Consider the following 26,329-nt stretch of genomic DNA (forward strand, 5'->3'; position numbering starts at 1 on the left):
GGCGAGCACGGGCGAGAGCCGCGTGGTGGCGATGTGCACGGCCACGTCCGGCGAGACCGTCCCACGCCCTGTGCCTGCGCGAGGAGCTCGGCGACGGCGTCGGCGACGGCGTCGTCGGCCGCTGAGTTCACCGAGGACCACCGATGGGTGGCCGAGCAACTCGGTCAGCTGTGGTCCAGCTACGGGCAGCACTGCGCGAACCTCGCCGGGTGCCAGCGACGGCGCCTACCGGGTGCGGTCCCGACCGTGCGGGGCGCTGGCGACCCAGGCGATTGCTGCACTATGGCCGCGTACTGGTGCTGCCGGCGCGGAGGCGTCGATGGCCTTCCCGCCGATCACGCGGCGTCGGTGACGGGGTGGATCCGGCGGACCTCCTCGTCGCCGGGCCACGCCACGCGGAGGTTGGCGTAGCCGGCGCGGTAGTGCTCCAGACCGGGCGCACCGTGTCGTTGCACCATGCGGGCAACGATCTTCTCGGCCCGGGTGTCGGCGTCCTCGCTGCCAGGCCGGGGGTCCGGTGCGCGATGGTCCTGCTGGGGCACGGGACCGACCATAGCCCGGGTATGCGACCCGCTGGAGCGATGCGTGTGCCGGGGTCGGTGACGCTACGTTGGCCGACGCTGTCATGGAGGGCGGTCAGTTCGTTGGCGGGACGGTGAAGCCGAGGCTTCGGTAGCCGGGACGGCGTTTGCGCAGCGACGAGGCGAGGACCGGGGTATGGGTGTCGTGGTAGTCGTGCACCTCGACGGTGTGTTTGTCGGGTGCTGCGCGCAGTACTCGGCCCACGTACTGGACCAGGCGTCCTTTGAACGCGATGGGCGCTGCCAGGAACAGGGTGTCGAGTGCGGGACAGTCGAAGCCCTCCCCCACGTACGGTCCGGTTGCGACCACGAGCAGCGGTCCCTCGCTGCTGCGGTCGAGGGCGTTCATCGCGTCACGGCGATGGCTGGCTTTCATCCCGCCGCGCAGGACGACGGGCTCATGTCCGCTGCGACGGAGCTGGTCGGCGAGGACGGTGACGTGGGTGGTCCACTGGGTCAGTAGCAGGCAGTGCCGCCCGCGGGCGAGCGCGGCGTGCACGTCGGCGACGATCTGGTGGTTGCGTTCCTCGTCGGCGAGGAGGTCGCGGTAGATCGCGGCGATCCCGCCGGGGGCTGCGGGGTCCGCGTCGCCGCGGTAGACGTACTCGGTCGGGTGCACGATCAGTGAGCGGTCCGGGGTGCCGCCGGCGGCCGCCGAGTCCAGCGTTCCCGGTTCGGGCGGGTTCATGGTGTGGCGTACCGGGCCGAGTTGCAGCGCGATGAGATCGTCGAGTCCGTCGCGACGGTAGGGGGTGGCGGTCAGGCCGAGCCAGCGGCGGGCCGGGATCTGGCGGACGGCGTTGTCGAACGCCGCTGCAGGTATGTGATGGCATTCGTCGACCACGATGAATCCGTAGCCGGCGGTCAGCTCGGGCAGGTCCTGGCGTCGCGACAGGGTCTGCAAGGTGGCGACGTCGACGGTGCCACGTAGCTTGGTGCGCCCGCCGCCCAGCTGCCCGGCGGTGACGCCGAGGTGTTCGTTCAGACGGGCGCGCCACTGATCGGCCAGCGTCTTTCGATCGACGAGCACCAGCGTCGAGGTGGCATGCTGGGCGATCAACGCACAGGCGATCGCGGTCTTGCCGGCGCCGGGCGGCGCGACCAAGACTCCCTGGTCTGCCGATCCAAGAGCGGCAACGGCGGATGTTTGGTCCTCGCGCAGCACGCAGGTGAGGGTGAACTGTTGCGGGGTGCCGGTGGCCCGCTGGTCGTCGATCTCGATGTCGCTTCCGGCCTCGCGGGCGGTGGCGATGAGCAGGTCGGCCAGCCCGCGAGGCAGGACCAGGTCGCCGTCGATGGTCTCGTCGAACGAGTGCAGGTGCCGCGGGATCCCCCAGGTGGAGAACCGGCGGCGCTGGCGGTCGTAGAACGCGGGGTTGGGCATCGATGCCGCGTGTTTGAGGGTCGCCAGCAGCGCCGGGGTCAGTGATGTCATCGCGACTGCGGCTCCCGCGTCGAGGCGCACACGCAGGACCGGAGCCGGACTCGGTCGGATGCGTGATGCGGTGGCGGGGACGAGCCGGGTCACGGCGGCGCCGACCGTCGGGCGGGTCACCCGCTTGGCGAGCTGCTCGATTTCTCGCGGTGAGAGCCGATGCAGTGAGGACAGGAAGGCCCACTGGTCGGGGTGTGGCTCCATGGTGGCCAGGTCGAGGAACACCGTGGCCCCCTGGCGTCGGGAGCGGCCGTGTAGCGGTGCGGCGATCAGGTTGCCGATGCCCTTGCCGGCGGGGAGCACGTCCTGGGAGGGGAACAGACGGTCGTAGGTGGTCAGGTTCATCGTTCCGCGCAGGGCGATTGCCTCGCGTACCAGCCCGGAACCGAGTGCGCGGGCGGTCGTGGCCGGGACTGGCCCGGTGAAGAAGATCCAGACGTGGGCTCCGAGTCCCGAGCGCGACACTTCCAGTGCCGCTGGTACGCCGATCGCTCGCGCCGCCTTGAGGTAGGCGAGCGCATCCAGCATCGCGGCAGAGCCGTCGAAGTCGACGGCGAGCCAGTGACAGGTGTCGTCGCGCAGCAGCGGGTACAGCCCGATATGGGCCTTCCCGGTCAGGTGTGCCTCGACCGCCTGGTCGGTGAGCCGCAGGTAGGGCCGCTGGGTTCCTTGTCGCCATCCGCCCTCGACGGCGGGTGACCAGCCCGTCCGGCCCGTGCGCGCGTTGTCCCAGCGGATCGCGTACACGTCGGTGCGGGCGGCGAACAGGGTCCGGAAGAACCGGACCTTGTCCGGTGCGGGTGATCGGGCGTGTACCGGTCCGGGGCGTTCGTGGAACAGCCCGGTCTGTGCTGGGGCGGGTGGGCGCGCTTGCTCGGGGGTGAGCTCCAGCAGTCGGCGCAGCCGTGTGTTCTCGGCCCGTAGTGCCGCGAGCTCGGCCTCGGGCGTGGCGAACGGCCCGTCGGTCATAGTCCGGCCCGGTCGAGGCGTTCGACGAATGAGGTCTTACGGGCGTGCTCTCGGCGTAGTGTTTTCAGTCGTTCGGTGAATACGGCCGGGTCGGTCACCTCCTCCAGATCCACCAGCAGCTCGACCGCGGCGTCGTAGTCCGAGGGCTTGCGGGCTGCGACGTGGTCGCCGACCCGTGTCCACGCATCGTCGCCGTGTGCGGCCAGTGCGGTCAGCCGTCGTTGACGGACGGCTTCGGCTCGGTGTGCGGTCTCGTGGGCTCGAGCGCGGTCACGCTCTCGCGTGCGACGCAGTCGTTCGTCGCGCCGCTGCGCGGCTCGGTCGCGGAGCTGGCCGGCGGTCCGACCGCCGCTGCCTCCGTCGGGCTGCGCAGGTTTGGCTCGGCGCAGCGTTTCTGCCCGCAGCAGTGGGTCGTCGCCCGCCAGTAGTGCCACCAGTAGCGTGTCCCGCTCCCCCGGCGGCAGTCCCGAGACCCACTGCGTCAGGTCAATCGGATCCGCGGGCGCAGGTGCCCCCGCTGCGGCGGTCTCGATCAGGTCCCGGTCGATGCGGAGGAAGTCCACCAGTGCCCGCTGGGAGCCGGTCAGGACACCGAGCGACTCCGGTACCGGCGGCTCCATCTCGTCCTCGGCGGCGTCTGCGCTCTGTACCCGCAGCAGCCACAACAGATACAGCGCACGAAGATCACCAGTGAATACCTCGGAGCGCACCGGAAGGATCGAGGCCAGTACTCCTTCCCCGCCGCGGTCGAACTCGGGGTCCTCATCGTCCGAGATGGCCGCGACCACCACGTGGTCGTCGGCCGTCCACGACGAGACGTCGTCGCCCGAGCAGTACGACTGCGCTGTCTCTGGATCCAACAGCCGGGCCGGGAATCGCAGAGCCAGTTCCCGGGTGCCCCAGTTCGCCAGGTACAGGAATGCGTCGAAATAGCGCTCGACGAGACGCTGTGGGTCGCCTTTGAAGTTGCCCCATTGGTAGGTGTTGACGAACGAGGTCGGGGTGATGTGCGCTCGTGTCGACAATGCGCGCAACGTCTGGAGTTGCGGCTGGTTCAGCGGACGGTCGAGCGCGGCAAACTCGTAGTACTGGTACTCGCTCACTCAGATCGCTCCCAGCGCTGCGGCTCGATCGGGTCACCTTATCGATCCGGAGACCCAGGCTCAGCGCGGGCGCCGCACGTTGCGTCGCAGGCTTCACCGCGAACGAATTCGGGGAGACCGTGGGTGGGGAGCGTGTGGACCTTCGGTGATTCTCCGCTCTCCTGCCGCCGAGGAGTCGTCTCGCGGCGGCGTGTCGGCCCCGTCCCCGTGGTGCGCGTTCGGCCAGGAGCGGGCACAAGATTGATCCACTCGCGGGATCGCTGGGGTGAGCAGGCGAGGGCGGCTCGCGCGCCGCTACTGGTCGCTCTGCTGGCCAGGGCACGGGGTCGTGCCCGTGTCGACGAGGAGAGATCGCCGAGGTCGCTTTCGACGGTCATGGCGGCGTAGTCGACGTGTGCCCGCGCCCAGGGTGGCCGCTGCGCGTGGGGCTGCGGTCAGCACTCTCCCGGACATCGCCGCAAAAGGTCAGCGCAGACGCGGCACCGTGATCCGCCTGTCCCGGCGGGCGGATAGGTGACGTCCTAGACCGCCCTAGACTCTCCTAGCCCGGCGACGGCGGCTGTTCTCCCCCGTTGTCACCGGCCGAGACGATGTGTCGGCTATGGCAAGGGCGAGGTTTCCGAGCGCTGTGGCGGCCTGGGATGTGCGCCCGCGCGGCTGGCCCGGTCCGGTCTGGGCTGCCCTGTGGTCCTGCCTCCAGCGAGGCGGTCGGGGTAGCCGAACGCGGGCGCCGCGCCCCTCTCCCGGCGCGGCCCCGCGGGGCCGCGCCGGTTCGATCGCGGCCGGCGCTCCACCACTGACCTCTTTCCACTTGGCGTCAGCCAGCGAGGATGAGGGTCTGGATCGCGTTGACCAGCGCGGTGGTCCGCTGCGGGCAGCACCGAATCTTCCGCAGAATCTTCCAGCTCTTGAACATCGCGTTCGCGCGTTCACCGGGGCCGCGTTGCGCCGCGTGGGCGGCGTTGACCTCCCGCTGACTCGGTGAGAGCCGTCGGCGCTCGCCGGTGTCGCGATCGGCGGGTCGGCGTCGCTGTGGGAGGTGGAACGTCGGCCCGGCGCCGCGGTATCCGCTGTCTGCGACCACCGGCACCCCGGCGGCGTTGAGGGCGTCGATGATCCCGTGCTCGCGGGCGGCACCAATGTCATGCCGCGCACCGGGCAACGCCGGCGACGCCCAGACCAGCCGCCCGGCCGGGTCGCTGATGACCTGGACGTTCATGCCGTGGCACTTCCACTTCCCCGAGTAGTACGGGCGGTCGCGCCCCGAGGCCATGGCGACCCGGTCGATCCGCAGCAGGGTCCCGTCGAGGATCACGAACGCCTTCCGCAACGCAACCGCGATCGCCTCGGCCAGGTTCGGTGCCGCGGCGGCGAGGACGTCGATCGCTTCGCGGACGTAGCGGAACGCCGTGGTGGTGCCGACTCCGAACCCGGCGGCGAGGTCGGGGTAGGTCTCGCCCTTGCGCAGATGCGCCAGGGCGAGCAGGGCGTGGCGGCCGACCGGGAGGCGCCGCCAGCGGGTACCGCGCTGGTTGCGGCTGTGCTGCAGGGCGTTGGTCAGGGTGATCAGCGCGCGAGTGGACACCGACAGCGCGGACGGGTAGGAAAGCATCGGAGCTCCTGGTGGACAACGAGTTGATCTAGGCAATCACTCGTCTACCAGGGGCTCTTTTGCTTTCCAGGCTGCCACGCCAGACACGACCAACCCGCCTGACCGCCAGGTTGGAAAAGGTTCACTGTCGGCCGAGCACGTCCCGAATGCGGTCGCGTGCTCGGTACCGACTGAGGCAGGCAGTTCGCGCGCTGTTCGACGAACGAGGACAAGGTTGCTGCTCTGTTCGGCGCCGACCCGGCTAGTACCGATCGCGTCGCTTTGACCTGCAGCTCCTCTGTGTCAGTCCCTTAAAAGTCCAGATAAATGCCGACCAGCAGCGCGCCGGGGCCACACGCCGCCGGACACTCCCGAAGGACGGGTTGGCGGTGTCGGGTGCCATCACGATGCTGGGTATCGGAGCCCTCACCACCACCTGGACCTATGTCGCACGGCGACGCGCGCCGGCATGATGCCGCATCCTGCCTGGATCTGCGCAGGCGACCGGAAGCCAACCGCCTGTAGGGCGTCCGAAGGTGCCCGCGGCGTCGTCGCCCCGGCGGGAGAGCCGCTACAGCCACTGGTGCGCGAGCGGGGGGCCAGGGGTGCCCGGTAGCACCCGTACCGCTCGCTGATCGTGCATCCCGTGGCCGATGAGGGGTCAGCTGCGAGATTGGCGGCCGAGTCGGCGCAGCACGGCGGCCTGCTGGTCCAACTCGGCGGCGATCAGCTCCGCGTGCAGGGTCTCGTCGGCCCCGTCCCGGGCGGCGAGCTTGCGGTGCCGCCGCACCAGATCGTCGATCGACTCGAGCAACCGGTGCACGGACAAGCGCTCGTGGGCGGGGACCTCTCGGATAGCAGACTCCGGCGCCGTCGACCAGCCGGGCACCGGCTGGTAGCCGGCCAGCCCCGCAGGCAGGCGACCGTATCCGTCGACGGTATCGGCGCTGATCGCGTCAGCGGGGAACGTGTCGGGCTCGGGCTCGGACATCTTGGGGTCCATCCGGTGGTGGCTGCGTTTCCTACACCCGATCAACGTCGCGCGAGGCGACGACGAGCCCGGTTGCGACACAGGACACCGTCCGGGCCTCCGAGGACCAGGAGCACACCAGGGATCGAATCCCGGCCCGAGCAGCGACGACGCTCAGCAGATCTCGACGCGTGGGACTACACCAGGCGCCGGCCTGTCACCGGCACAGATCCCCGACACAGTCGTGACGGCCCGCTCGTGGGGAGTCCTTCACCGTGACAGTCAACGGCCGCCCGGTAGCCGACGTGGTGTCACACGAGCACGACACGGGCCGCCGCAGGTTCGTACCTACCGCCGAGGTCGCTGCCATGACCGAGACCTCCCCGCTGACCACAGGCCAGGGGCAGCGGTGGCTGCGCGAGGTTCGCGAGGGCCGCGACGAGGAGCCCGAGGATCCGTGGACCCGGCAGGCGCCGAATCGCCAGCAGGAGACCGACTGGTGAGCACTGGGCCGCAGCGTCGCATGCTCGCGGACACCTCGGTGGTGATCGCCCCGAGCGCGGGGACCGACTATGCCGAGGCGGTGGCGGTGTCTGTGCTCACCATCGCGGAGTTGTAGTACGGCATCACCGCCGACGCCGACCCGATGGACCAGCAACGGCGTCGCCGCCGGATCCAGGACACGCTAATCCGGTGCGATGTGCTGCCGACCTGGCTACGGCCGAGTTCTACGGCGCCCTGGCCGCCCTGGTGCGCCAGACGGCCGCAGTCTGCGCGGGCGCCGGCTGGACCTGATGATCGCCGCGACGTCCGGTTCGACCTGCCGCTGCTCACGCGCAACGTTGGCGACTGCACCGGGCTCGAGCCCGCAGTGATCATCGTCGGCCTCTGACGCGGAGGCATGGGGATCCGGGTGCCGGTGAGGAAACGAACCACGGGTCGAGGTGCGTGCGATGTTCTGTGTGCTGACCAGGGCACGATCGTCAACTTCTCAGTTGCGGATCGCTGACCGGGAGTGGCCGGCACTGACGAGCCAGCCGACAGTCCGATTACTGGCGGTGGCCCGCTGTCGTCCCCGTGTTTGTGCCGCCGGTTGACCATCAGCGCGGTGCATTCGTTGTAGGCGGCCCAGGTTTGTCGCGGGTGCGGGTGAGCACCTGGGGTCGGCGCCTTGTCCGAGGAGGCACCGACCTCAGGTTGTCAGGGCGACGACCGGGAGCCCTCCCCCGCCGCCCCGGCTATCAGACGGGCTCAGCCGATACCCGTCCCCGCCCCGACGTCCAGCGGAACTGGCTGGGCACGGAACGGCTCGGTTCCGGGCACCAGCTCCACGGTTCCGGACAGGTCGCCGTTGTCGTTGGCGTAGTCCAGGGCCGCCCTCAGGTCGCTCACCCCGTTGGTGCCTGCCTCGGGGGCGATGTTCAGGGTCGACAGGATCCCGAACGCCGTTCCGTTGGCGGTGAGGTAGCCGCTGCCCGAGTCGCCGGGGATCCCGGGTAGGGCCGTCAGGACAGTGTGCGTGCGCCCGCCGCCACTGGTGCCCAGCGAGGTCCCGGTCTTTGGCCGCAGCGCCTCGATGCCCTGGCGCAGCGACGAGTTGCTGTAGGCGTAGACGGTGTCGCCGTTGTTCGTTCCGTCCGGCTCGACTGCGGACGGGCCGCCGTAGAACGGCATCGTCGGGTTGGTCCGGGACACGTCCGCCGGATCGAGGCGCACCAGCGCGAAGTCGTTGAACGCGCAGGTGTCAGGGTCGGTTTCCCCGGTCTCCTGCATCGACAACCAGGAACTGTAGGCCAGGGTCCCCGGACGCGACGCTCCTTCGACCTCGACCGGGGTACCCAGCGGCAGCGAGCCCGCGGTGCAGCCGTCGGTCTCGGTGCTCCCACCGGTACCGGCGCAGTGCGCGGCTTGACCGAGGAACACGTCCGTGCCGTCGGTGAATACGAAGTTCGCCGTGCACTGCGCGCCCTCGGTCCGGGTCATCACCCCGGGCTTGACCGTGGCATCCCCGGCCGAGGCGAACTCCGCCACCTCGGCGGCAGAACCCGCCGGGGCCACTGCCACCGTCAGCGCGGCTGCGGCCGCGATCCCGACGATCAGCGAGACGCATCGCCGGGAGCGCAGCCGGTTCACTAGCCGCATCAGGCGAACTCGCCCAGACCACCGTCGACGTTCATGCTGCCCTCGGCCGTGGTGTCCCCAGCGCTGCCCGACACCGACATATCGGACTCGGAGACCGAGCCGTTGCTCTGCATCTCGCTGCCGGCGAGGTCGCGCACCAGCGACTCGCCGTTGATCGGGGCGTCGTGGAGGGAGGGCAACTGGTCCGCCGACGGGGCCTGGTCCAGCGCGGGCAACTGCCCCATCGTGGGGGAAACACCCAGCGACGGCGCGTCGCCCAGCGACGGCGCGTCGCCCAGGGAGGGGACGTCCTCCAGCGAGGGGGCCGTGCTCACGGCGGGCCCGTCGTACTCCTGGGTCATCGCGGCGCCCGGGGTCATCTCCTCGGCCGGGCCGGTTTCGGCCGCGGCCAGGCCCGCCCCGCCACCCATCACAGCGCCCACGCCGGTCGCGAGCAGCAGGCCACGCCCGGCCCACACCCGGACCACGCCGCTACCGGCTGCCTTGTGTGCAACTTCGTGTCGACCCATGTCAGGCCAATCCCTTCGACGAGTGAAAACCATCCATTCAGGCCAACGTCGAGCACGCGATGAAGTTACTCGTCACTGGCGAGATCTTCTGGAGCGCCCGACCGAGTGAATAGCCTGATGTTGGCTCACTGGCTGCGATCGGGTGTCGACGTCAGTTCTGAGGACGCCACGGTCCGTGGCCGACCAGGTGGGCGGGGTGGAGCTACGCGATCCGGTTGTGCTGCTCCCGAACCTGGCTGATGTTGTGGGTGGGGTGGTCAATCCGCGCAGTGTCGCGGGGTCCGACACGGCCCGGCCGTGGTGCTGACCCCCGCGGTGTGTGCTGTTGCGGCGGGGCCGGATCGTTCGTCGCGGTCGCCGAGTGGGTTGCGTACCTGCCGTTCGATGTGGCCGCCGTATTGGGTGGCTCATCTGTGCCGGTCGGAGTCGACGATCCGCCGGATCCTGGGTCAGGTCGACGCCGACCGGTTCGACGCTGTGATCGGCGGGTCGTGCAGCGCCTGTGTGGCCAGGGCTCGGTGCGCGCCTCGGGGACGGAGGAATGGTGCGCGCGCTTCCACCTCCGCGGCCGCCGCCATCCGCAACTGCCCACACGCTGGCCGTGCCGGCCGATGAGTTCGCCGAGTCCGATCGGTCAGATCGTTGTTACCGCCTCGACCGCCGGAGGAATGCTCGTGAACGACGTCTGGAAGATGGTCCACGAAGAGCGCGCCGTGCTCGCTGATGACATGCGGGAGGTCGCGGACGAACTGTGGGACACGCCTTCCCTCTGTCCGGGGTGGACCGTTCACGATGTGGTGGCTCACCTCGTTGAGAGCGCCCGCACCAGTCGGACCAGGTTCGCCGTCAAGATGCTCCGAGCACGCATGGACTTCGATCGTCAGAACGCAGCGGGCATCGCCCGTGAGCGTGGTTCGACTCCTGCTGAGACGCTGACGCGGCTCGTGGCCTGCATACCGCTGACAGCCACTCCACCGGCTCCTTTGGACACGAGATTGGTCGAGATGGTCGTACACGGCGAGGACATCCGTCGTCCGTTGCGGATCAGCCGCACGTACCCGCACGAGGCCGTGAGGAGGGCCCTGAGGCTTCAGGCCCGCACCTCGACGTCGTTCGGAGGGGCTCGGCAATCGATCGCCGGCGTCCGTCTGTCGGCGACCGATGCCGACCTCTCGATCGGCGACGGCCCGGAGGTCGTCGGTACAGCTCTCTCGCTGCTCCTCGCGATTTCCGGCAGGCCCGTCGAGCCCGGCGAACTCGACGGTCCAGGCGTCGCCGAGCTGGTGCAGGCCTGCGGGGCGGCTTGACCTTCGGCGGACCCCGTCGACAACGTCTGTCGTACTGGCCCGCCACATGTCCTGGTTGTTCGTAGACGTGCCCGAAGCGCCGATCCCGCTCCCCGTCGGGTCGATCTGCGCCACGGCCGTTCGACGCCGACTTGGCTCGATGGACACGGCGAGCCGTGGGTGGCCGGGGACCTGAGCACACCGGGCGGACGGAGGCGCGATGATTGACAGGCAAGTAGCCGGGATCGGGGCTGACGCCGACCGGCACAGGCCCTTGCTGGTGCTGGTCGAGTCCCAGCGCCGCCACCGGCTCCCTGCCGATCGGATCGCCGAGCCCGACGCGTTCGAACTCACCGTGGCCACGCAGCATGTGTCCCGGCCCCGCCCGGGCACCCACCAACTGATCCTTGCGGTGTTGGCCAGCAACTACCGGCGACTGGCTCGCGTGGCCATCACCGCGCTGCAGCAGCACACCTTCCTCGCCGAACTCGTCCTCGACAATCAGGGGCGGATCTCGGCCCGCCCGAGCGACGCGGTGGCCTCGCGCTGCTCGCCGACGCCCCGATCGAGCCCACGAGACGGTCCTCGACGTCGCCGCGACCGAATACGGCATGACGATCACCTTCACCCGGCCCGACGACGCGGTCTCCGCCGCGGCGGCGGTGGAGCCGACTGCGCTCGAGCCCGATACCCACGCTCGGATCCAGGAGTTCCGTGATTTCCTCGATGCCGTCGAACCCGACGACTTCGACCCCGGCCGATAGGCGCGCGCCGCCGGGACGGCCGCGCTCGGAAGTCGTATGCCCCCCGGGGGGAGGGGTTGTCTCGGAGGTCGCCCACCGCGGGGCCAGCAGGTCCCGAATCGGTCGGGGCGTCGTCTCTACCTGCGGCAGTGCCGCCGAGACCGGCCTACGGTGGAGTATGGGCAGCGACTCCCACGGTGACGCGGCGGTGGCGCTAGTGCGGGTGCGGTTCACCGGCGGCTCGCTGGCCGGTGCTGTGCTCGAACTGCCGGTCGCGCTGGCCGCTCCGCACCCCGGCCAGCTGCTGCTCACCGCCAGCGGTGGGGTCTATGACGGCCACCGCAACTAGCGCCGCGCCTCTCACGCCCGGGTCCTGCGCGCGCCGTACTAGACCCGCGACATCCGCGCCATCGACCCGCGACCCGACATCGGGTAGCACCCGCATCTCCATTGATGGAGCGGCCTGACTGAGTGCTGAGGAGTCGACCTACGTCGTCCAGCGAACGCTGCGGGAGGTCATCACGGGATTCGTGACGTGGGCGCCGAGCCACAGTTGATCTCGGCGGGGCCGCTGAGGCGAAGTGCGGTCAGAGCTGGTCGGAGTCCTGGTCCTGGCTGCTCGGATCTCGGCGGCGGGCAGCGACGGCCTGCAGGGCTTCGTCGAGGATGATGTCGAGGTCGGCGTCGCTGCGCCGCTCGTGCAGGTACTCCAGCGGGGTGCGGTAGACCGGCGGTGGCGACGCGACAGGCGGGTCGTCGGGCTCCGAGCCCGCGGGACGGCCGCAGTAACAGTCCCAGGTGGGCGGTACCGGCGCGTCCACGGCAAACGTCACCTGGCAGGAGTGGCCGGCGTCGCACCCGTACTCCACTACCTGGCGCGGTGCCGGCGCGATATCGCTGTGCTGCGTGTCGGGCTCGCCGAACCGTGCTGGGCTGGACCCGCCCACCCGCACTCCCCCGATCGCGTCGCTGGCGAGTCTGGGGTGACGGTCTCTCATACGCGGCGAGGGTACGCCCGAACCCGTGGGCTTTGTACCCCGTTCGACCAGCGCGGGCGGGCCTGCGCGGATCCATACCGCGTGGTCAGAGCCTCGGGGGTCAGAGCTCGGGGGCCGGGGTGGAGCGGTGTCGGTCGGTCTGCTCCGTGTGCTTAGCCTGTCCACTCAGGTGCTTGTGCGCTCGCGCAGTCGCCGTTGACAGCCGGGACCTGCGCGGGGCTCCGGCTCCGGGCTGGCCGAGTTCGTGCAACGCTGGCCCTGTCAGCGTCTGCTGTACGGCGGGCGCCCGTTGACGCGCCGGTGGGCGCGTCGAGGCGGCCCCGCCCGGTAGCCACGGGTCCGCCACGGCGGCCACCGCAGCGTGGCCGGGCGGGGCCCGAGCCAGACCCGGAAGGGAGTGCCCGAGTGTCCGGGGTGCAGTCGGTAGACCGCGCGATCACCGTCTTGGAGCTGATCGCTGAACACGGCGAGGCCGGGATCGGCGAGCTGGCCACGGCGTTAGGGGTGCACAACTCGACCGCGTTGCGGCTGCTCGGTGTGCTGGCCGAGCACGGGCTGGTCGAGCAGGTCGGCGGCCGCGGCGTCTACCGGGCGGGGTTCGCGCTGATCCCGTTGGCCGGCCGGGTCGCCGAGCGGCTCGAGGTCACCACCCACGCCCACCCGGTCTGTGAGGAACTGGCTGCCCGGCTCGGTGAGACGGTCACCATCGCGATCCCGGATCGCGGCTACGCGGTCAACGTCGACCAGGCCCGCGGCCCGTCGATGGTCACCGCCCACAACTGGCTGGGCCGGCTCACCCCGCTGCACAACACCTCCACCGGCAAGGTGCTGCTGGCCTCGGCAGTGGCCGCCGACCCGGACTCGCTGGCCACCGCGCTGGCGCCCGGCACCCGCCTGTCCCGCCCGGCCCTGCGCACGCTGGCCGCTGAGCTGGCCCATGTCCAGGCCAACGGCTACGCCTGGGCGTTGGAGGAGTACGAGCCCGGGCTGCACGCGGTCGCCGTCCCGATCCGCGACCCCGACGGCGTAGTGATCGCGGCCCTGTCGGTGTCCGGGCCGTCCTACCGGCTCCCCCCGCAGCGCATCGCCGAGATCACCTCTGACGTCATCGCGGCCGCCCGGGAGATCAGCCATCGGATCGACCTGCACCGGCCGTGAGACCCGGCGACGGCGGGGCGCCGCAGCCCGCGGCTCCTCACTGGAACCGAGCCCGTACCGGCACGGGGGTAGTCCTCGGGCGCCGTACTCGGCACGCTGGGAGCAGCCATCGGATCCTGGCGGGCGCCGACGCGCCGGTCACCACCGTCCACGCCCGCAATCTGAACACGGGCGACACGGGTGGCTGTGCCGCTGTGCTCCGGAGGCGACCCGACCACGACAGTTCCGCGCATGACGTGGCGGTCCGGTCCGGCGCTGGGTTCAACCGAACCGGACCTCAGCCAGTGCGTCGTTCCCGGGGATGACCCGCCGACTGAGCGCGGTGCTGGAGCGCCGCCAGCAGCCCGGCGCCCCGAGGGCCGCGTCGCGCGCGGCCGCAGCGCTGAGCCCGACCAACGCCGGCACGTCCACCCCTCCAACGCCGAGGATCGCTCATGGCGCGCCTCCCTCCCGGGCGACGTCGCTGCCCACGACCGGCCGCGCAGCCGGCCCCGCAAGTGCCAGGAGCACACCCGGCGGCGCGTGGACGACTCGACCCGCGCTGGGGGCTGACGGCGAAAGGCATGTCAGCCCCGCGGCGGACCACGACGCATCCAGCCAGCGTCGGCGGGTTCCCGGTCGCCCGACACACCGGGGCCGGCCCGGCTGGCGGGACCCCGGCCGGGGTGATTGCATGTGCGGTGTTCGCTCCCCGGCGACAACGGGTGCCCGACCCGGTATCGGGTCCCGGGGCGTGCGCGGGCCGCACCACCTGGACCAGCTCGTCGAAATGGTCGGCAGAGGGCGGGGAGCCGTCCCGAGACGGCTCCCCGCCGCGCGGCCAACCGTCCGCTCCCCAGCGACGGCGGCAGTACATCCACTATGCCACCGATCCGACCCGGACCACCCAGGTCGAAATCGACCTGAGACGTGCCACGGTCCCCGCGCCGGCGGGCCCCACGAGCCTGACCGATGCGTGCATCGCAGATCCGAGGCGCGGCTCATCGTCTCTGTGGGCGGGATGTTTCGTCGGCGTCACGCGTGGCCCGGTCGAGTCGTCGCGTCGACTGCCGGTCTCACCGATTACTTCGGTACCGCTCTGACCGTGGGTGATGCGGACCTGCTGCATGAGCTCGCGCATCAACTTGAGCCCGCGGCCACAATGGCCGGGATTGACCGGGGGCTCGCGCCAGCGATCGTGGTCGCGCACCCGGATCTGCGGCTGCTGCTGGTCCGACCCGGGGGCTGTTCGACGTCGGCGGTGAGGTCCACGACCTGGTCGACGGCGCCGAGCTGGTCGCGCCCGTCCCCGGAGTGCTCCACCGCATTGGTGACCGCCTCGTTGACTGCCAGCGCTAGGTCGTCGTGGTGGTCGTGGGGCCAGTGAGCAGCCCCAGCCACTCGCGGAGATGGGTGCGTTCCCTCAGCATCGACTCCAGTGCGGCCGGCATCGACATCGCACACGTCGTGTGGTTGTGGTGCATCAACACAGTCCCGCCCGACGCCCGCCCCGTTACCTTCTTGATCAAGCCCGGTGAGGGCTTGCAGGCCACCGGCCACGGCATGACTTGTTGCCCCTGTCGTTGATGATCTGGGGGGTGTTGTCACCGTGGTCGGAGGGCGCCAACGACCGCTGATAGAGACCTGACCCGCTTGCGTGGTCTGCTCGTAACGTGGCTGCCGGCGCGGGTGCTCGAGGTCGGCCTGCCACGACGACGAGGGGAGCCGACGGGTGTCCGAACCCGGCGAGATCCAGGCGGTCCCGTTCGCAGTGTTCTGCGGGCTGGATGTGGGCAAGTCCGAACACCACGCCTGCGCGCTCAACGCCGCGGGCGAACGGGTGCACGACAAGGCGCTGCCCAACGACGAGACCGCGCTGCGCACCGTGCTCACCGCCCTGGCCGAGCACGGCCGGGTGCTGGTGGTGGTCGATCAGCCGGCCTCGATCGGCGCGCTGGCCGTCGCGGTCGCCCGCAGCATGGGCATCGACGTGGCCTACCTGCCCGGGCTGGCGATGCGCCGCATCGCCGACCTGCACCCCGGACAAGGCAAGACCGACGCCCGCGACGCCCACGTCATCGCCGAGGCCGCACGCAGCATGCCGCACACGCTGCGCCGGGTCGGCACCGACGACGAAACCCTCGCCGAGCTGTCCGTGCTGGCCGGCTACGACGACGACCTCGCCGGACAATCCACGAGGCTGACCAACCGGCTCCGCGACGCGCTTCTGCACGTCCACCCCGCCCTGGAACGCCTGCTCGGGCCCCGTCTGGACCGCGGCGGGATCCAGGACCTGCTCGCGGCCGCACCCACCCCGGCCGCGTTGCGCGAGCTCGGCGCCGAAGGCATCGCCGCGCTCATGCGACCGCGCTCGCCGCGCCTGGCCCGCACCCTGCCCGCCAAGATCCTGGACGCCCTCGACGCCCAGACCCTCGTCGTCGCGGGCACGGCCGCGTTCGCCCGCGTCATCAGCGGGGTCGCCGCGCAGCTGCGTGACGTGCACACCGAACGAGGCGACCTGGCCGCCGAGCTCGAGGCCCGCCTGGAGGCCCACCCTCTTGGATCGGTCCTGACCTCGATGCCCGGACTCGGGGTCAGGACCGCCATCAAGATCCTCACCATCGTCGGCGACGGATCCGCGTTCCCCACCGCCGGGCACCTGGCCGCCTACGCCGGACTCGCCCCCGTCACCCGCCGATCCGGCACGTCGATCAAGGGCGAGACCCGCTCCCAGCGCGGGAACCACGCGCTGAAGTCCGCGTTGTTCCTGTCAGCGTTCGCCAGCCTCGCCGACCCCGTCAGCCGCGCCTACTACGACCGCAAACGAGCCCAGGGCAAACGACACAACGCCGCCCTGATCTGCCTGGCCCGCCGCCGCACCGACGTCCTGTTCGCGATGCTCCGCGACCGCACGCCCTACGCCCCACCGACGGTCACCGAGCCCGATCCGGCGCTCGCCGCGGCTTGACAAACACATAGAGACACCCCCCGGCGCCACCATGCGGGGCGCGGCCGTGACGAAACCTGAAGTCCGTCGTAGGGCTAGGACTACCTCGAACGGTTCTCCGGATATACCTCGATGCCGCCGGGCGCCGCCGCCCGGCCGGCGCGCCATCAGTGCAGCTCCCGAGACCAACCGATTGCCGGGTCCGCGTCCGGCACACGGGCGAGGGAGCCGAAGATGCGGTAGCGGCGTACTGGCCCTAGCGTCGCGCGCCGTGACCGACTCGGCCCGCGCCATTGTCCTCGGCTTGATCGCCGACCCTGGCCTGCCCACCGAGCTGGCCCAGCGGCTCATGCGCGAGCTGCCGTCCGAGCTGGGGTGCCACGGCGAGGGGCGCTGGGAGGTGCGGATCTGTGAGGAGCCGATCGCGTTGGATCAGCAGGGCGCGTTGCCGATGCTTGCGATCGGCCGCGGCGCCTGCCAACAGGCGAGCACCGACGCGGTGGTGCTGATTACCGATCTGCCTCGGCGGGCCGGCGTCGTCCCGGTCGTCGCCGACGCCGGGACCGCCGATCGGGTGGGTCTGGTCTCGATTCCGGCTCTGGGCGCGCTGGATCAGTACCGGCGCTGCCGGGACACGATCGTCCAGCTGGTCACCCGGCACCTGTATCCCGCCGAGGACCGCGCCTCGGTCGTCGAGCAAGCACCGGTCGGGAGCGCGGGGCTCGCTCACCCGGATCGACCCCGACCAGCACACACACGAGCGCGACCAGGAGTCCGGGAGCGCCGGCGTCGAGCCCGAGGTTGATGTCCGGCTCGCGGTGGCCGGGATGCGTGGGCGGCTGCGGCTGTTGGGCGGGATGGTGCGGGCCAACCGGCCGTGGCGGCTGGTGCCCAGCCTGGCGCCCGCGCTCGCCGCCGCCGGCGCTGGTGCCGCGTTCGGCATCTTCTACTCCAACATCTGGCAGCTCGCGACGGCGCTGGGCACCGGCAGGCAGGTGACGGTCATGCTGCTCGCCCTGGTCGCCATGACCGCCTGGCTGATCGGAAACAACGGGCTGTGGGAGTCGAGCCGCCACCGCTCACTGCGCGAGGAGATGGTGCTGTCGAACCTGTCGACCGTGCTCACCGTCGCCTGCGGCGTGCTGATCATGTTCATACTGCTGCTCCTGTTCACCCTGCTCGCCGCAGCCCTGGTGATCCCACCCCACTATCTCGGCTCCACGCTGATGCAGCCGCCCGGGATCGGCGACTACGTCATGATCGCCTGGCTGTCGACCTCGATGGGCACCGTCGCTGGCGCACTCGGCTCCGGATTCGCCGACGAGAGCGCCGTCCGCCAGGCCGCCTACAGCCGCCGTGAACAGGAACGCCGCGCCCGCCTCGACCAACAGGACGAACCCGACGACACCGCCTAGAAGCACAGCGGGCCGCGCCTACGCGCTCACTCGTCGTCCCCGGCGTCCGGGGCGACGGGCCCGGCCAGGGCCCGCCGCCGACCGGCCGGGGCGTGAAGTCGGCGCGGGCCGCGTGGGTATCGCCATTGCTCATGTCGGCGGTGGATCCTTCCAGGACGGCCCGGCCGATGATCCCCCGTTCCCGGACTATGCGGGTCGCGGTGCGGCGGGTCTTGGGGGTCTGGGCTCGGTCGTGACCGCGCGGTGCGGTGGGTGTCGTCCATCGACGTGCCGGGCCGTCGCCGCGACGCTGGCGCGATCCGTCATCGGCTCGGTCCGTCGCCACCCCGCTCCGACTACGCAAATCTGCAGACGTGTGAGAGTTCCCTGAGAGGCACAGCTCACGCAACGGGGGTTGCTATAACTTCGAAGGGCCTCTGACCTGCTGTGTTGCTCTGCGGTTACGCCGTTTGGCCGGTCGCGAACTCTGCTATGACGTAACGGTAGTGTTCGTCGTGTCGCGGAGTTCTGCACGGTCCGCGTTCAGAGGGGATGTTCGTGAGCACATTGGCTGGCAGCTTCGATCCGCGGCGTAACGCGTTCGATGTCCTGCGCCTGATCTTCGCCGTGACCGTGGCGGTGATCCACGGCATGGATATCCACACCGGAAGTCAGCCCTTCTGGGGCAACACCTCGGTGGGCAACCTCGCGCTGGACGGCTTCTTCATCCTCAGCGGCTTCTTGGTGACGCGCAGTTACCTGCGGCTCGGTTCCCCGCTGCGGTATGCCTGGCACCGGTTTCTGCGCATCATGCCGGGGTTCTGGGTCTGCCTGCTCGTGGTCGCGTTCGTCGCGGCTCCGCTCGCGGCCGTGCTGCAGGGCATGCCGGCGGCGACGGCGTTCACCGAGGCCCCGTCGGCGCTGCGTTTCGTGCTGGTCAACTCGGGACTGGTGATGCTGCAGTACGAGATCGGCGGCATTCTCGATCCGAGCGTGGCGGACGGCAGTTTCAACGGTGCGCTGTGGACCCTGTTCTTCGAGGCAGCGTGTTACGCGCTGGTGCTCGGGTTGGGTGTGCTCGGTCTGCTTCGGCGCCACCGGTGGACGGTGCTGGCTGTAGCGGGTGTCTTCGTGGTGTTGACGGTGCTGCAGGAGGCCGGCGTCGAGACGATGGTCAATGACCGCGTGCTGCGTCTGGGTTTCGTGTTCGTGCTAGGGGCGGTGGCCTACCGGTTCGGCGATCGCATCCCGACGCGGGGCGCTCTCGTGCTCGTGGCGGTCGCGGTGTTCGGCATCAGCTTGTTCCTGTTCCAGGACTACCGTGTCCTCGGTGCGGCGCCGCTGGCCTATGTCTTCTTCTGGCTGGGGACCCGGCGTCGGCTGTCCTGGTCGATGCGCCACGACGTGTCCTACGGGATGTACATCTACCACTGGCCGGTACAGCAGGTTCTGAACCTGACGGTGGTCTCCGCCGTCCCGACGGCGTTGTTCGTCAGTGCCGGGCTCCTTACGACGCTTCCGCTCGCGGTGGCGTCCTGGTTCCTGGTCGAACGCCGGGCGATGACGTGGAAGAACGTGACTCCGCGGATCGGGCGTCGCCGGGCAGAGGGGCACGGGCCTAGTGCTTCCACGGTCGTGCTCCCAGCACCGCCGCAGGATCTCCGAAGTGCTCGAGAGCCCACTGGTGATCGGTCTTCGGTCCATGTCACCGACGGCCTCCCCACGGAGAGGATGCGAGTGTCCTGTCGGCTGGACGACACCGTGCCCATCAGTGTTCCGGTGGGCCGGGATCGGCTGCCACCACAGCGCGGCGGGCAGTGATCGAGGCTGAATCAGGCCGAATGGCAAGTCAATCATCGCCGAGGTGAGCTGGGTAGGTGAGCAGTCACATCGGGCGGCGCGCAGTGGCTGTTGCACAAGCCTAGGATCCGCTCGCAGCTTACGCGAGACGCGCATCAGCTTTGGTGTGGTTGCCGCCGTAACCTGCGCGTCCATCAGTGGGCCCAGCGCTCACGGGACGATACGCAAGATTGTGGATCTTTGCCCTCGTGACGGGCGTACGAGAGCCCGGAGCCCGATCCTGGGCCGGTGCCGCACCATCGCTCCGGCGTGCCCCGCCCGGCCACCGCGCGCCCCCGCGGTTATGCCGCACTTGCGCTCGGGGCTCTCGGGGCCGCTTTCGTCGCGGTCGCGATCGTCCTCGCGATCGGCACTCCGCTGGCCGTGGCCGGACTGGTCGCGTCCTCGCTCGGGGTGGTGCTTACCGGCGCGGGGCTGGTGCTCGGCACGCGCAGCGTGGCGTGCGGTCGGGCCCGCGGCGACCGCACCGCGATCGCGGCGGCCGGGATCTCGGTCGCGGGGCTGGCCTGTGGGCTGACCTGGCTGGCGGTCTTTGTCCTGACCGCGATGAGCGGCGGCCCGGTCGGTCCTGACCTGATCGGGGTCGAGCAGCCGGCCTGCACGCCTCTGGAGGTCCACGCGCATCGCTGACTGGACATGGCTCCCGGCGTCCGGAAGGGCGGTCGGCCGGGTGCCCGCCGAGCCGCAGCCACCCGAGGACACCAGCGCATTGCTGGGATGCCTGCTGCAACCTCGCGGGGTCGAACCCCAGTCCGATCCGGATCGCCGGCAGCGCATCGTCAATCACCGACGAGCACGACCATGAGCGCATCGAGCACGACCGTGAGCTCGGCTGTGCAGGCGAGCATCAGCATTAGCCCCTGTCTAGTACTGCAACGGCGGTTCGGCGTGTCGTGAGAGGCTGGTCCGGGTTCGGCGGTGATGATCGTCGTGTGGTGGATCTTGCTGGGTGGGTGGCGGCGTTGGACGAGGTGATCGCGTCGATCGGGCCGCGGTTCTTCCGTCGGGAGCCTCGCGGCCGGGCCGGCACCTACGTGCGTGGACTGCTCGCGGGGTTGGAACGCAAGAACGGCTGGACGCTGGCCGAACATGCGGGTGCAATGTCGCCGGACTCGACACAGCGGCTGTTGCGGACCGCGGACTGGGACGTCGACGGGGTCCGTGACGACGTCCGCGACTATGCCCTGGATGCGCTCGGCGACCCGGCGTCGGGGGTGTTCGTGGTCGATGAGACCGGGTTCGTCAAGAAGGGCGTGCGCTCGGCCGGGGTGCAGCGACAGTACACCGGCACCACCGGGAAGATCGACAACTGTCAGCTCGGGGTGTTCCTGGCCTACGCCAGTTCGCGGGGGCGGGCGCTGATCGACCGGGAGCTCTACCTGCCGACGTCGTGGACCGAGGACCGCGATCGCTGTGCGAAGGCCGACGTGCCCGACGAGGTGGGGTTCGCGACGAAACCGCAGCTCGGGTTGGCGATGCTCGACCGCGCCCACGCCACCGGGCTGCTCGCCCCCGGATCGTGGGTGACCGCCGACGAGGCCTATGGGCAGAACCCGACCTTCCGAACGTGGCTCGCCGACCGCGAGATGCCGTTCGTGCTGGCCACCCGCAACGACGACGTGTTGCGCAGTCCCGACGGGCACCGCCGCCAGGCCAAGATCCTGGCCAGCATCGCCGGGGCCCGTGACCCCGATACCGGCCGCAGTGGCTGGGAGCGGCGCTCGGTCGGCGCGGGCGCGCACGGCGACCGGGACTACGACTGGACCGTGGTCACTCTCGACCCCGCCGGGCTACCCGCCGGGTGGGGACACTGGCTGCTGGTCCGTCGCCAGACCGAACCTGGCGAGGGCAAGACCCTGCGGGAGTTGGCGTTCTACCGCTGCGCTGCACCGTCCGGGACGCCGCTGCGGGAGTTGGTTCGGGTCGCCGGCGCCCGGTGGGCGATCGAGGAATGCTTCCAGACCGCGAAGAACGAAGCCGGCCTCGACCAGTACCAAGTGCGCTCCTACCGAGCGTGGTATGCCCACATCACCCTGGCCATGCTCGCCGCTGCCTACCTCGCCGCCACCCGCACCCGGGAGGCCGAAAAGGGGGGCCTCCACCCGACAACGATCAGTTGATCCCCTTGAGCGGCAACGAGATCCGCCGCCTACTCGCCCGGCTGGTTCTCACTCCAGCGGCCTGCGTGGCGACCACGATCGCCTGGTCGGTTTGGCGCCGACGCCGACAACATCAGGCCCGGACCTGCCACTACCGCCGCCGCGGCCAACGCCCACCTACCTGACGAACCGCCGTTGCAGTACTAGGCCGGCGGCTACCGGGAGGGCGTCCCTGCTCCTGCGCACAGGCGGGGGGCGTTGGCCCGCCCATCGTTGTCGAGGCGGTCGTGGCCAGTCTGGCCGCGCTGGCCGACGGTTGGCCCGTCTCCGTCTCGCGGCTCGTGGGCACGCTCGACATGAACAGTTCTGGTCCAGGCGGTCATCCTCGCCCATGAGGCCGGGTGGGTCCGACCACATGACACGCTCAGCCGAGGGCCGGGATCCACTGTCCGTCGCCGTCCTCGATCTCGGGCAGCGAGCGGCGCAGCTCAGCGAGCAGGTCCGGGACGAACAGCAGGACCGTGTCGGGGCGTCGGTGTGTCAGCTCGTCGGGGCTGATCACGGGGATGTCGGTGCCGGGCATCCGCAGATCGTGCTTGGCGGGCGAGGCGTCGGCGACGGCCGGAAGCAGATCGGCGCCGATCCCGGCGAGTACGAGCAGCGGCACGGCCCGCGAGGCGGCCCCGTAGCCGAGGACGACCTCACCGCGGCCGCGGGCTTCGCGCAGCATGTCGGCCAGCGCGTCGGCGCCGGGTCGCACGTGGCTTTGCAGTTCACCCACCCGTGCGGCGTCGCCGACACCGATGACCTGCTCGTAGCGCGACAGGGTGTCCACGCTGTTGTTCCCGCTCACTCCGGCGCGCGATGCGACGAGGGTGACCGTCCCGCCGTAAAGGGAGAAGTCGCGCGCGGCGACCGCGGAGAGCCCGACCCGGGCGAGCATCTCGACCATTGCGGGCGTCGAGTAGTAGGCGAGGTGGCCGAGCCGGATCGCGTTCCACTGGCGCAGCCGCACGATCGCGGCCAGGGAGTGGAACTGCACCACCAACCGCCCACCGGGTCGCAGCCGTGCGGCACGCTCGCGCAGCGCGGCCTGCTGGTCGGCGGCGTGCATCATCGCGAAACAGCCGTCCACCACGAGATCAGCGGCTTCGCCGGGGCCGGCGACGCGACCGATGAGTCCGGCCTCGCGCAGCTGCGGCAGCCAGCTCCCGCCGTGTGGGCTGTCGTATTCGGCGACGGCGCCTCCGGGCGGGATCAGGCCCGATTCGGCGAGCCAGCCGGCCGACTCCTGGCGTTGCACGCGCAGGGCCTCCGGCTCGAGGCCAACGACCTCCTCGGGGACGTCGTCGTGGTCGGCGAGTTGCGCGAGGCCACACGCCTGGCATAGCCACAGACGTACCGGAAACGTCGGATCCGGACCCGGATCAGTACGGGCGGGGAAGAGTTCGGACGACGGCTGGTGGCCCAGATCGACGACGACATCACCCTGGTCCGACCCACAGAAGCGGCAGCTGATCACATCGCTCGTCACTCGCTAGACTCTACCTCTCGGTGAGAGTTACTCGTTCGATGCCCCGGTGGTTTCACCGTGCCGGCCATCAGCTCGGTGTCCCCGCGCACAACGACGCCGTGCCCGGCTGCCCTGCCCGGGAGACGGTCACGCCCGGAAACAGCAGTCGGGTGGTGCCTGGCGCTCGTCCGGCGAGCTTGCTGTGATGCGCCCCACGCGAGCGCGAGCGCGAATTCGGGATCGGCGATCCCCGCCGCGACGGGGGCGTCGTCGACGTGCGCACGTGGGCGCCGTCGACGGTGGACGTGACGAGCGGACGCGGGGGCTGGACGCCAGCGGTCGGCGAACACGGGCGGGTGTGACCAGGCGGCCGGCCATCGTGGGTCCGCGGGTGAAGGCGGGAAGCCGCCAGCGATACACCGGCGGCCGGGGCCGATTTCGGACCGGGTCGGGGCGCTCGGAGACGATTCGAGCGCGGCATGTGTCGGCCCGGGCCGGTCGCCGCCGCGGTGCACCAGCCCGGTATTGGTGGTGCCTGTGCCTCCCGCCCCGATGGCCTCGCAGAGCGTTGCCCGTACGCCCCCACCCAGAAGAGGCCCACTGGCGGCCGGCTCCCGCCGCCCCACCCTCGGTGGTCCGATCCGTCCCGAACCGCCGGTTCCGGGGCGTAGCACGGTCTGGCGCGACGCCCGTGTCCGCTGGGCCGTTGGCGCGCTCATGTGGGCGTCGTTGTTGCTGGTGGCGTACTGGTGGGCCACCGGTGGGGGCCTCACCGGTGTCAGTGCCGGTGGACTCTCGGCCGTCGCCGAGGTCGGCCGGCTCGCCGGCCTGCTCGCCTCGGTGCTGCTGCTGGTGCAAGTCCTGACCACTGCCCGGGTTCCCGTGCTGGAACGGTGCTTCGGGCAGAACCGCTTGGTCGTGCTGCACCGGCGGGCCGGTGTGGTCTCGTTCAGCCTGATGGTGCTGCACGTCGTTCTTGCGTGCTGGGCCAGAGCCCCCGGGGGGCTGGTCGCGGCGCCGCAGATGTTGTGGCACCTGACCTGGACCGAGCCGGGCATGGTGGCAGCGACGGTGGGCACCGTGCTGCTCGTGCTGGTCGTGGCCACCAGCGTCGGCCCGATCCGGGCCCGGTTACGTTACGAACGCTGGCATCTGCTGCATCTCTACGCCTACCTCGGTGTCGGCCTGGCGTTGCCGCATCAGCTGTGGACCGGGCGCGAGTTCACCTCCTCGACCGCGCGCACCGTGTTCTGGTGGGGGCTGTGGGCCGTGGTGCTCGTGGCCGTCGTGGTGTGGCGGATCGGGCTGCCCGTTGCCCGAACGCTGCGGCACCGGATCACCGTGGCCGCGGTCCTGCCCGAGGGTGACGGCAGTGTGTCGGTCCACATGACCGGTCGCCGCCTCGACGTCCTCGGCGCGCGGGCGGGGCAGTTTCTGATCTGGCGGTTCCGGGCCGGGCGGGGCTGGACCCGGGGGCACCCCTACTCGCTGTCCGCTGCTCCCGACGGGCGCTCGCTGCGCATCACGGTCAAGGAGCTCGGTGACGGCAGCGCTGGGGTGCCGAACCTTCGGCAGGGGACGCGGGTGTTGATCGAGGGGCCGTACGGGCGTCTGACCGGCCGGGCGCGCAGCAGCCCGCGGGTCGCGCTGATCGGTGCTGGGGTCGGTATGACCCCGATTCGGGCTCTGGCTGAGCAGTTCCTCGCCGAGTCGGCGGACGTCGCCGTGGTGCACCGTTTCAGCCGTGAGCCGCTGTTCGCCCGGGAGTTCACCCGGTTGGCCCGGGAGCGGGGGTTGCGGCTCGTCGTCTCCCCCGGTCCGCGGCGCGGTACGGGTTCCTGGTTCGGGCGCGGCGCCGGCCGGGTCGACGATGTCACCGCGTTGCGGGCCCGCATTCCTGACATCGCGGTGCGCGAGGTCTACATCTGTGGTCCCGTCGGGTGGACCACGATGGTTCGGCGGACCGTGGTCGCTGCCGGTGTCCCGGATCGCCGCGTCCACGTCGAGAACTTCGGATGACCACCACCTCACCCAGAGCGTCGTCGAGCCGGTCCCCTTCCTGCTCGTGACGGCCGTGACCGCGGCGGCGAACCGGCCCGGGCGACGCGTGCCGGCTGACGCGACTCAGCTGCTGTTTGTACAGGCGGGGGCGGCCGTTGCGGGTTCGCGGACGACGAGGACCGTGACCGCCAGGGCCGCCGGGAGAACGATCAGGGCCAGTAACAGCGGCCGGTAGGTGTGCGCGATGTCGTGTCCGAGTGCCAGCAGGACGGGTCCGATGGCGGAGCCGCCGACGGTCACCGCGTGGACGAGCCCGCGGACGGCACCGATCCGTGCGGTGCCGAAGTAGCGGGGCAGGGCGGCGGCCTCGACGGTGCGGAAGGTGTTGCCCGCGACGCCGAGCAGCCCGCCGTAGAGCACGGCCTGCCATCCCGGCACCAGGTATCCGCCCAGGGCCAGAGCACCCGCCATCGCGGCCATCGACCCGAGCATGACCGGACGAGGGGAGGACCGGTCCAGCAATCGGCCCGCGGCCAACGTGGCGGCCATGCCGGCGATCGTCTGCGGGAGGAACGTGGCGGCTGCCGCGGCCGGGCTCAGCCCGCGTTCGCCGAGCACATCGACCTGGTGGAAGGTCAGCGCGGTGCTGACCAGCGCGAGCACCCCGACCCCTGCGGTGATCACCCAGAACATCGGCTCGCGGAGCACCGGCCCCAGCGAGGCATGCTGCGAGGTGCCCCCTTGGGGCTCGGACACGGCGACGACGGGGCGGCGGGGCAGGCCCCACAGCGCCAGCGGAACCACCACCACCCAGACCGCGACGCCCTGGACCGCCCACGCGGTCCGGACGCCCTCGGCTGCGACGATGCGTTCCAGCAGCAGCGGGATCAGGGAGATTCCCGCGGACCCGAGCGCGGTCACCCAGCCGATCACCGAGCCCAGGCGCTCGGTCACGTAGTAGGCGACCAGGGTGGTGGCGGCCAGGGTCAGCGCGCCCTGTCCGGCCAGGCGGATCCCGACGAAGCCCGCGGTCAGCCCGACGACGCCGGTG

The 26,329-nt window shown here is 70.7% G+C and carries 22 protein-coding genes and 1 pseudogene; 13 read left to right on the plus strand and 10 right to left on the minus strand.

Annotated features, from left to right (window positions below; all coding sequences use genetic code 11):
• Positions 1-335: 335 nt before the first annotated feature.
• The 5 genes from JOF36_RS37345 to JOF36_RS37365 form a co-directional block, all read right to left on the minus strand.
• Complete coding sequence (locus JOF36_RS37345; RefSeq protein ID WP_210036947.1) at positions 336-542, minus strand: hypothetical protein; 207 nt, start codon at positions 540-542, stop codon at positions 336-338.
• Between the two features lie 94 nt (positions 543-636).
• Complete coding sequence (locus JOF36_RS37350; RefSeq protein ID WP_210036948.1) at positions 637-2,985, minus strand: DEAD/DEAH box helicase; 2,349 nt, start codon at positions 2,983-2,985, stop codon at positions 637-639.
• Positions 2,982-4,088, minus strand: coding sequence for a hypothetical protein (locus JOF36_RS37355; RefSeq protein WP_210036949.1), 1,107 nt, complete (start codon positions 4,086-4,088; stop codon positions 2,982-2,984). Before JOF36_RS37355 ends, JOF36_RS37350 begins: the two co-directional genes overlap by 4 nt.
• A gap of 817 nt (positions 4,089-4,905) precedes the next feature.
• Complete coding sequence (locus JOF36_RS37360) at positions 4,906-5,700, minus strand: transposase family protein (protein WP_210036950.1); 795 nt, start codon at positions 5,698-5,700, stop codon at positions 4,906-4,908.
• 640 nt (positions 5,701-6,340) lie between these two features.
• Complete coding sequence (locus tag JOF36_RS37365; protein WP_210036951.1) at positions 6,341-6,670, minus strand: hypothetical protein; 330 nt, start codon at positions 6,668-6,670, stop codon at positions 6,341-6,343.
• A gap of 347 nt (positions 6,671-7,017) precedes the next feature.
• Between JOF36_RS37365 and JOF36_RS40585 the strand changes: the two genes are divergently transcribed.
• Positions 7,018-7,152 (plus strand): hypothetical protein, encoded by a 135-nt coding sequence (locus JOF36_RS40585; protein ID WP_281072851.1) that lies wholly within the window; start codon positions 7,018-7,020, stop codon positions 7,150-7,152.
• A 748-nt stretch (positions 7,153-7,900) separates the two neighbouring features.
• Here JOF36_RS40585 and JOF36_RS37375 read toward each other — a convergent pair.
• Both JOF36_RS37375 and JOF36_RS37380 read right to left on the minus strand, forming a co-directional pair.
• Positions 7,901-8,791, minus strand: a complete 891-nt coding sequence (locus JOF36_RS37375) for a serine protease (RefSeq protein ID WP_245353248.1) — start codon at positions 8,789-8,791, stop codon at positions 7,901-7,903.
• On the minus strand, positions 8,791-9,300 hold the full coding sequence (locus tag JOF36_RS37380; protein ID WP_210036952.1) for a hypothetical protein: 510 nt from the start codon (positions 9,298-9,300) through the stop codon (positions 8,791-8,793). Before JOF36_RS37380 ends, JOF36_RS37375 begins: the two co-directional genes overlap by 1 nt.
• 674 nt (positions 9,301-9,974) lie before the next feature.
• Here JOF36_RS37380 and JOF36_RS37385 point away from each other — a divergent pair.
• The 4 genes and pseudogenes from JOF36_RS37385 (at position 9,975) to JOF36_RS37395 (ending at position 11,678) form a co-directional block, all read left to right on the plus strand.
• Complete coding sequence (locus tag JOF36_RS37385; protein WP_372447489.1) at positions 9,975-10,607, plus strand: maleylpyruvate isomerase family mycothiol-dependent enzyme; 633 nt, start codon at positions 9,975-9,977, stop codon at positions 10,605-10,607.
• A gap of 199 nt (positions 10,608-10,806) precedes the next feature.
• Positions 10,807-11,115: pseudogene (locus JOF36_RS41565) on the plus strand (bifunctional nuclease family protein); the annotation flags it as partial.
• Between the two features lie 82 nt (positions 11,116-11,197).
• Positions 11,198-11,350, plus strand: a complete 153-nt coding sequence (locus tag JOF36_RS39840; protein WP_245353249.1) for a hypothetical protein — start codon at positions 11,198-11,200, stop codon at positions 11,348-11,350.
• Between the two features lie 157 nt (positions 11,351-11,507).
• Positions 11,508-11,678 (plus strand): hypothetical protein, encoded by a 171-nt coding sequence (locus JOF36_RS37395; RefSeq protein ID WP_210036955.1) that lies wholly within the window; start codon positions 11,508-11,510, stop codon positions 11,676-11,678.
• Between the two features lie 238 nt (positions 11,679-11,916).
• On the opposite strand, the gene JOF36_RS37400 is transcribed toward JOF36_RS37395, so the two are convergent.
• Positions 11,917-12,327, minus strand: a complete 411-nt coding sequence (locus JOF36_RS37400; protein ID WP_210036956.1) for an RNA polymerase-binding protein RbpA — start codon at positions 12,325-12,327, stop codon at positions 11,917-11,919.
• A gap of 405 nt (positions 12,328-12,732) precedes the next feature.
• Between JOF36_RS37400 and JOF36_RS37405 the strand changes: the two genes are divergently transcribed.
• The 7 genes from JOF36_RS37405 to JOF36_RS37435 all read left to right on the plus strand — a co-directional run bounded on the left by JOF36_RS37405 (position 12,733) and on the right by JOF36_RS37435 (position 21,785).
• Complete coding sequence (locus JOF36_RS37405) at positions 12,733-13,485, plus strand: IclR family transcriptional regulator (RefSeq protein ID WP_307862818.1); 753 nt, start codon at positions 12,733-12,735, stop codon at positions 13,483-13,485.
• A gap of 1,711 nt (positions 13,486-15,196) precedes the next feature.
• Positions 15,197-16,432, plus strand: a complete 1,236-nt coding sequence (locus JOF36_RS37410; RefSeq protein WP_210036957.1) for an IS110 family RNA-guided transposase — start codon at positions 15,197-15,199, stop codon at positions 16,430-16,432.
• 250 nt (positions 16,433-16,682) lie between these two features.
• A complete protein-coding gene (locus JOF36_RS37415) occupies positions 16,683-17,216 on the plus strand; it encodes a hypothetical protein (protein WP_210036958.1) in 534 nt (177 codons plus the stop codon).
• Between the two features lie 22 nt (positions 17,217-17,238).
• A complete protein-coding gene (locus JOF36_RS37420) occupies positions 17,239-17,826 on the plus strand; it encodes a hypothetical protein (protein WP_210036959.1) in 588 nt (195 codons plus the stop codon).
• Positions 17,827-18,363: 537 nt separating this feature from the next.
• A complete protein-coding gene (locus JOF36_RS37425; protein WP_210036960.1) occupies positions 18,364-19,626 on the plus strand; it encodes an acyltransferase family protein in 1,263 nt (420 codons plus the stop codon).
• Between the two features lie 267 nt (positions 19,627-19,893).
• Entirely contained in the window at positions 19,894-20,295 is a 402-nt protein-coding gene (locus tag JOF36_RS37430; protein ID WP_210036961.1) for a hypothetical protein, read from the plus strand.
• Positions 20,296-20,597: 302 nt separating this feature from the next.
• Positions 20,598-21,785, plus strand: coding sequence for an IS701 family transposase (locus JOF36_RS37435; protein ID WP_372447481.1), 1,188 nt, complete (start codon positions 20,598-20,600; stop codon positions 21,783-21,785).
• A 403-nt stretch (positions 21,786-22,188) separates the two neighbouring features.
• Here the strand turns inward: JOF36_RS37435 and JOF36_RS41275 are convergent, their stop codons facing one another.
• Positions 22,189-23,298 carry a class I SAM-dependent methyltransferase gene (locus JOF36_RS41275; protein ID WP_307862819.1) on the minus strand — a complete coding sequence of 370 codons (1,110 nt, stop codon included), beginning with the start codon at positions 23,296-23,298 and terminating at the stop codon, positions 22,189-22,191.
• 696 nt (positions 23,299-23,994) lie between these two features.
• Between JOF36_RS41275 and JOF36_RS37445 the strand changes: the two genes are divergently transcribed.
• On the plus strand, positions 23,995-25,296 hold the full coding sequence (locus tag JOF36_RS37445; protein WP_245353250.1) for a ferredoxin reductase family protein: 1,302 nt from the start codon (positions 23,995-23,997) through the stop codon (positions 25,294-25,296).
• A gap of 105 nt (positions 25,297-25,401) precedes the next feature.
• On the opposite strand, the gene JOF36_RS37450 is transcribed toward JOF36_RS37445, so the two are convergent.
• Positions 25,402-26,313 (minus strand): MFS transporter, encoded by a 912-nt coding sequence (locus JOF36_RS37450; RefSeq protein ID WP_372447493.1) that lies wholly within the window; start codon positions 26,311-26,313, stop codon positions 25,402-25,404.
• Positions 26,314-26,329: the final 16 nt, after the last annotated feature.

Origin of the sequence: Pseudonocardia parietis, assembly GCF_017876315.1 — a bacterium.
GTDB lineage: Bacteria > Actinomycetota > Actinomycetes > Mycobacteriales > Pseudonocardiaceae > Pseudonocardia > Pseudonocardia parietis.

Bases quoted from the DNA above. Each gene is read 5' to 3' on its own strand.
- JOF36_RS37365 (WP_210036951.1), bottom strand. From the start codon at position 6,670: ATGTCCGAGCCCGAGCCCGACACGTTCCCCGCTGACGCGATCAGCGCC.
- JOF36_RS39840 (WP_245353249.1), top strand. From the start codon at position 11,198: ATGACGATCACCTTCACCCGGCCCGACGACGCGGTCTCCGCCGCGGCG.
- JOF36_RS37420 (WP_210036959.1), top strand. From the start codon at position 17,239: ATGCGTGGGCGGCTGCGGCTGTTGGGCGGGATGGTGCGGGCCAACCGG.
- JOF36_RS37375 (WP_245353248.1), bottom strand. From the start codon at position 8,791: ATGCGGCTAGTGAACCGGCTGCGCTCCCGGCGATGCGTCTCGCTGATC.
- JOF36_RS37395 (WP_210036955.1), top strand. From the start codon at position 11,508: ATGGGCAGCGACTCCCACGGTGACGCGGCGGTGGCGCTAGTGCGGGTG.
- JOF36_RS37380 (WP_210036952.1), bottom strand. From the start codon at position 9,300: ATGGGTCGACACGAAGTTGCACACAAGGCAGCCGGTAGCGGCGTGGTC.
- JOF36_RS37360 (WP_210036950.1), bottom strand. From the start codon at position 5,700: ATGCTTTCCTACCCGTCCGCGCTGTCGGTGTCCACTCGCGCGCTGATC.
- JOF36_RS37400 (WP_210036956.1), bottom strand. From the start codon at position 12,327: ATGAGAGACCGTCACCCCAGACTCGCCAGCGACGCGATCGGGGGAGTG.
- JOF36_RS37350 (WP_210036948.1), bottom strand. From the start codon at position 2,985: ATGACCGACGGGCCGTTCGCCACGCCCGAGGCCGAGCTCGCGGCACTA.
- JOF36_RS40585 (WP_281072851.1), top strand. From the start codon at position 7,018: ATGACCGAGACCTCCCCGCTGACCACAGGCCAGGGGCAGCGGTGGCTG.
- JOF36_RS37445 (WP_245353250.1), top strand. From the start codon at position 23,995: ATGTGGGCGTCGTTGTTGCTGGTGGCGTACTGGTGGGCCACCGGTGGG.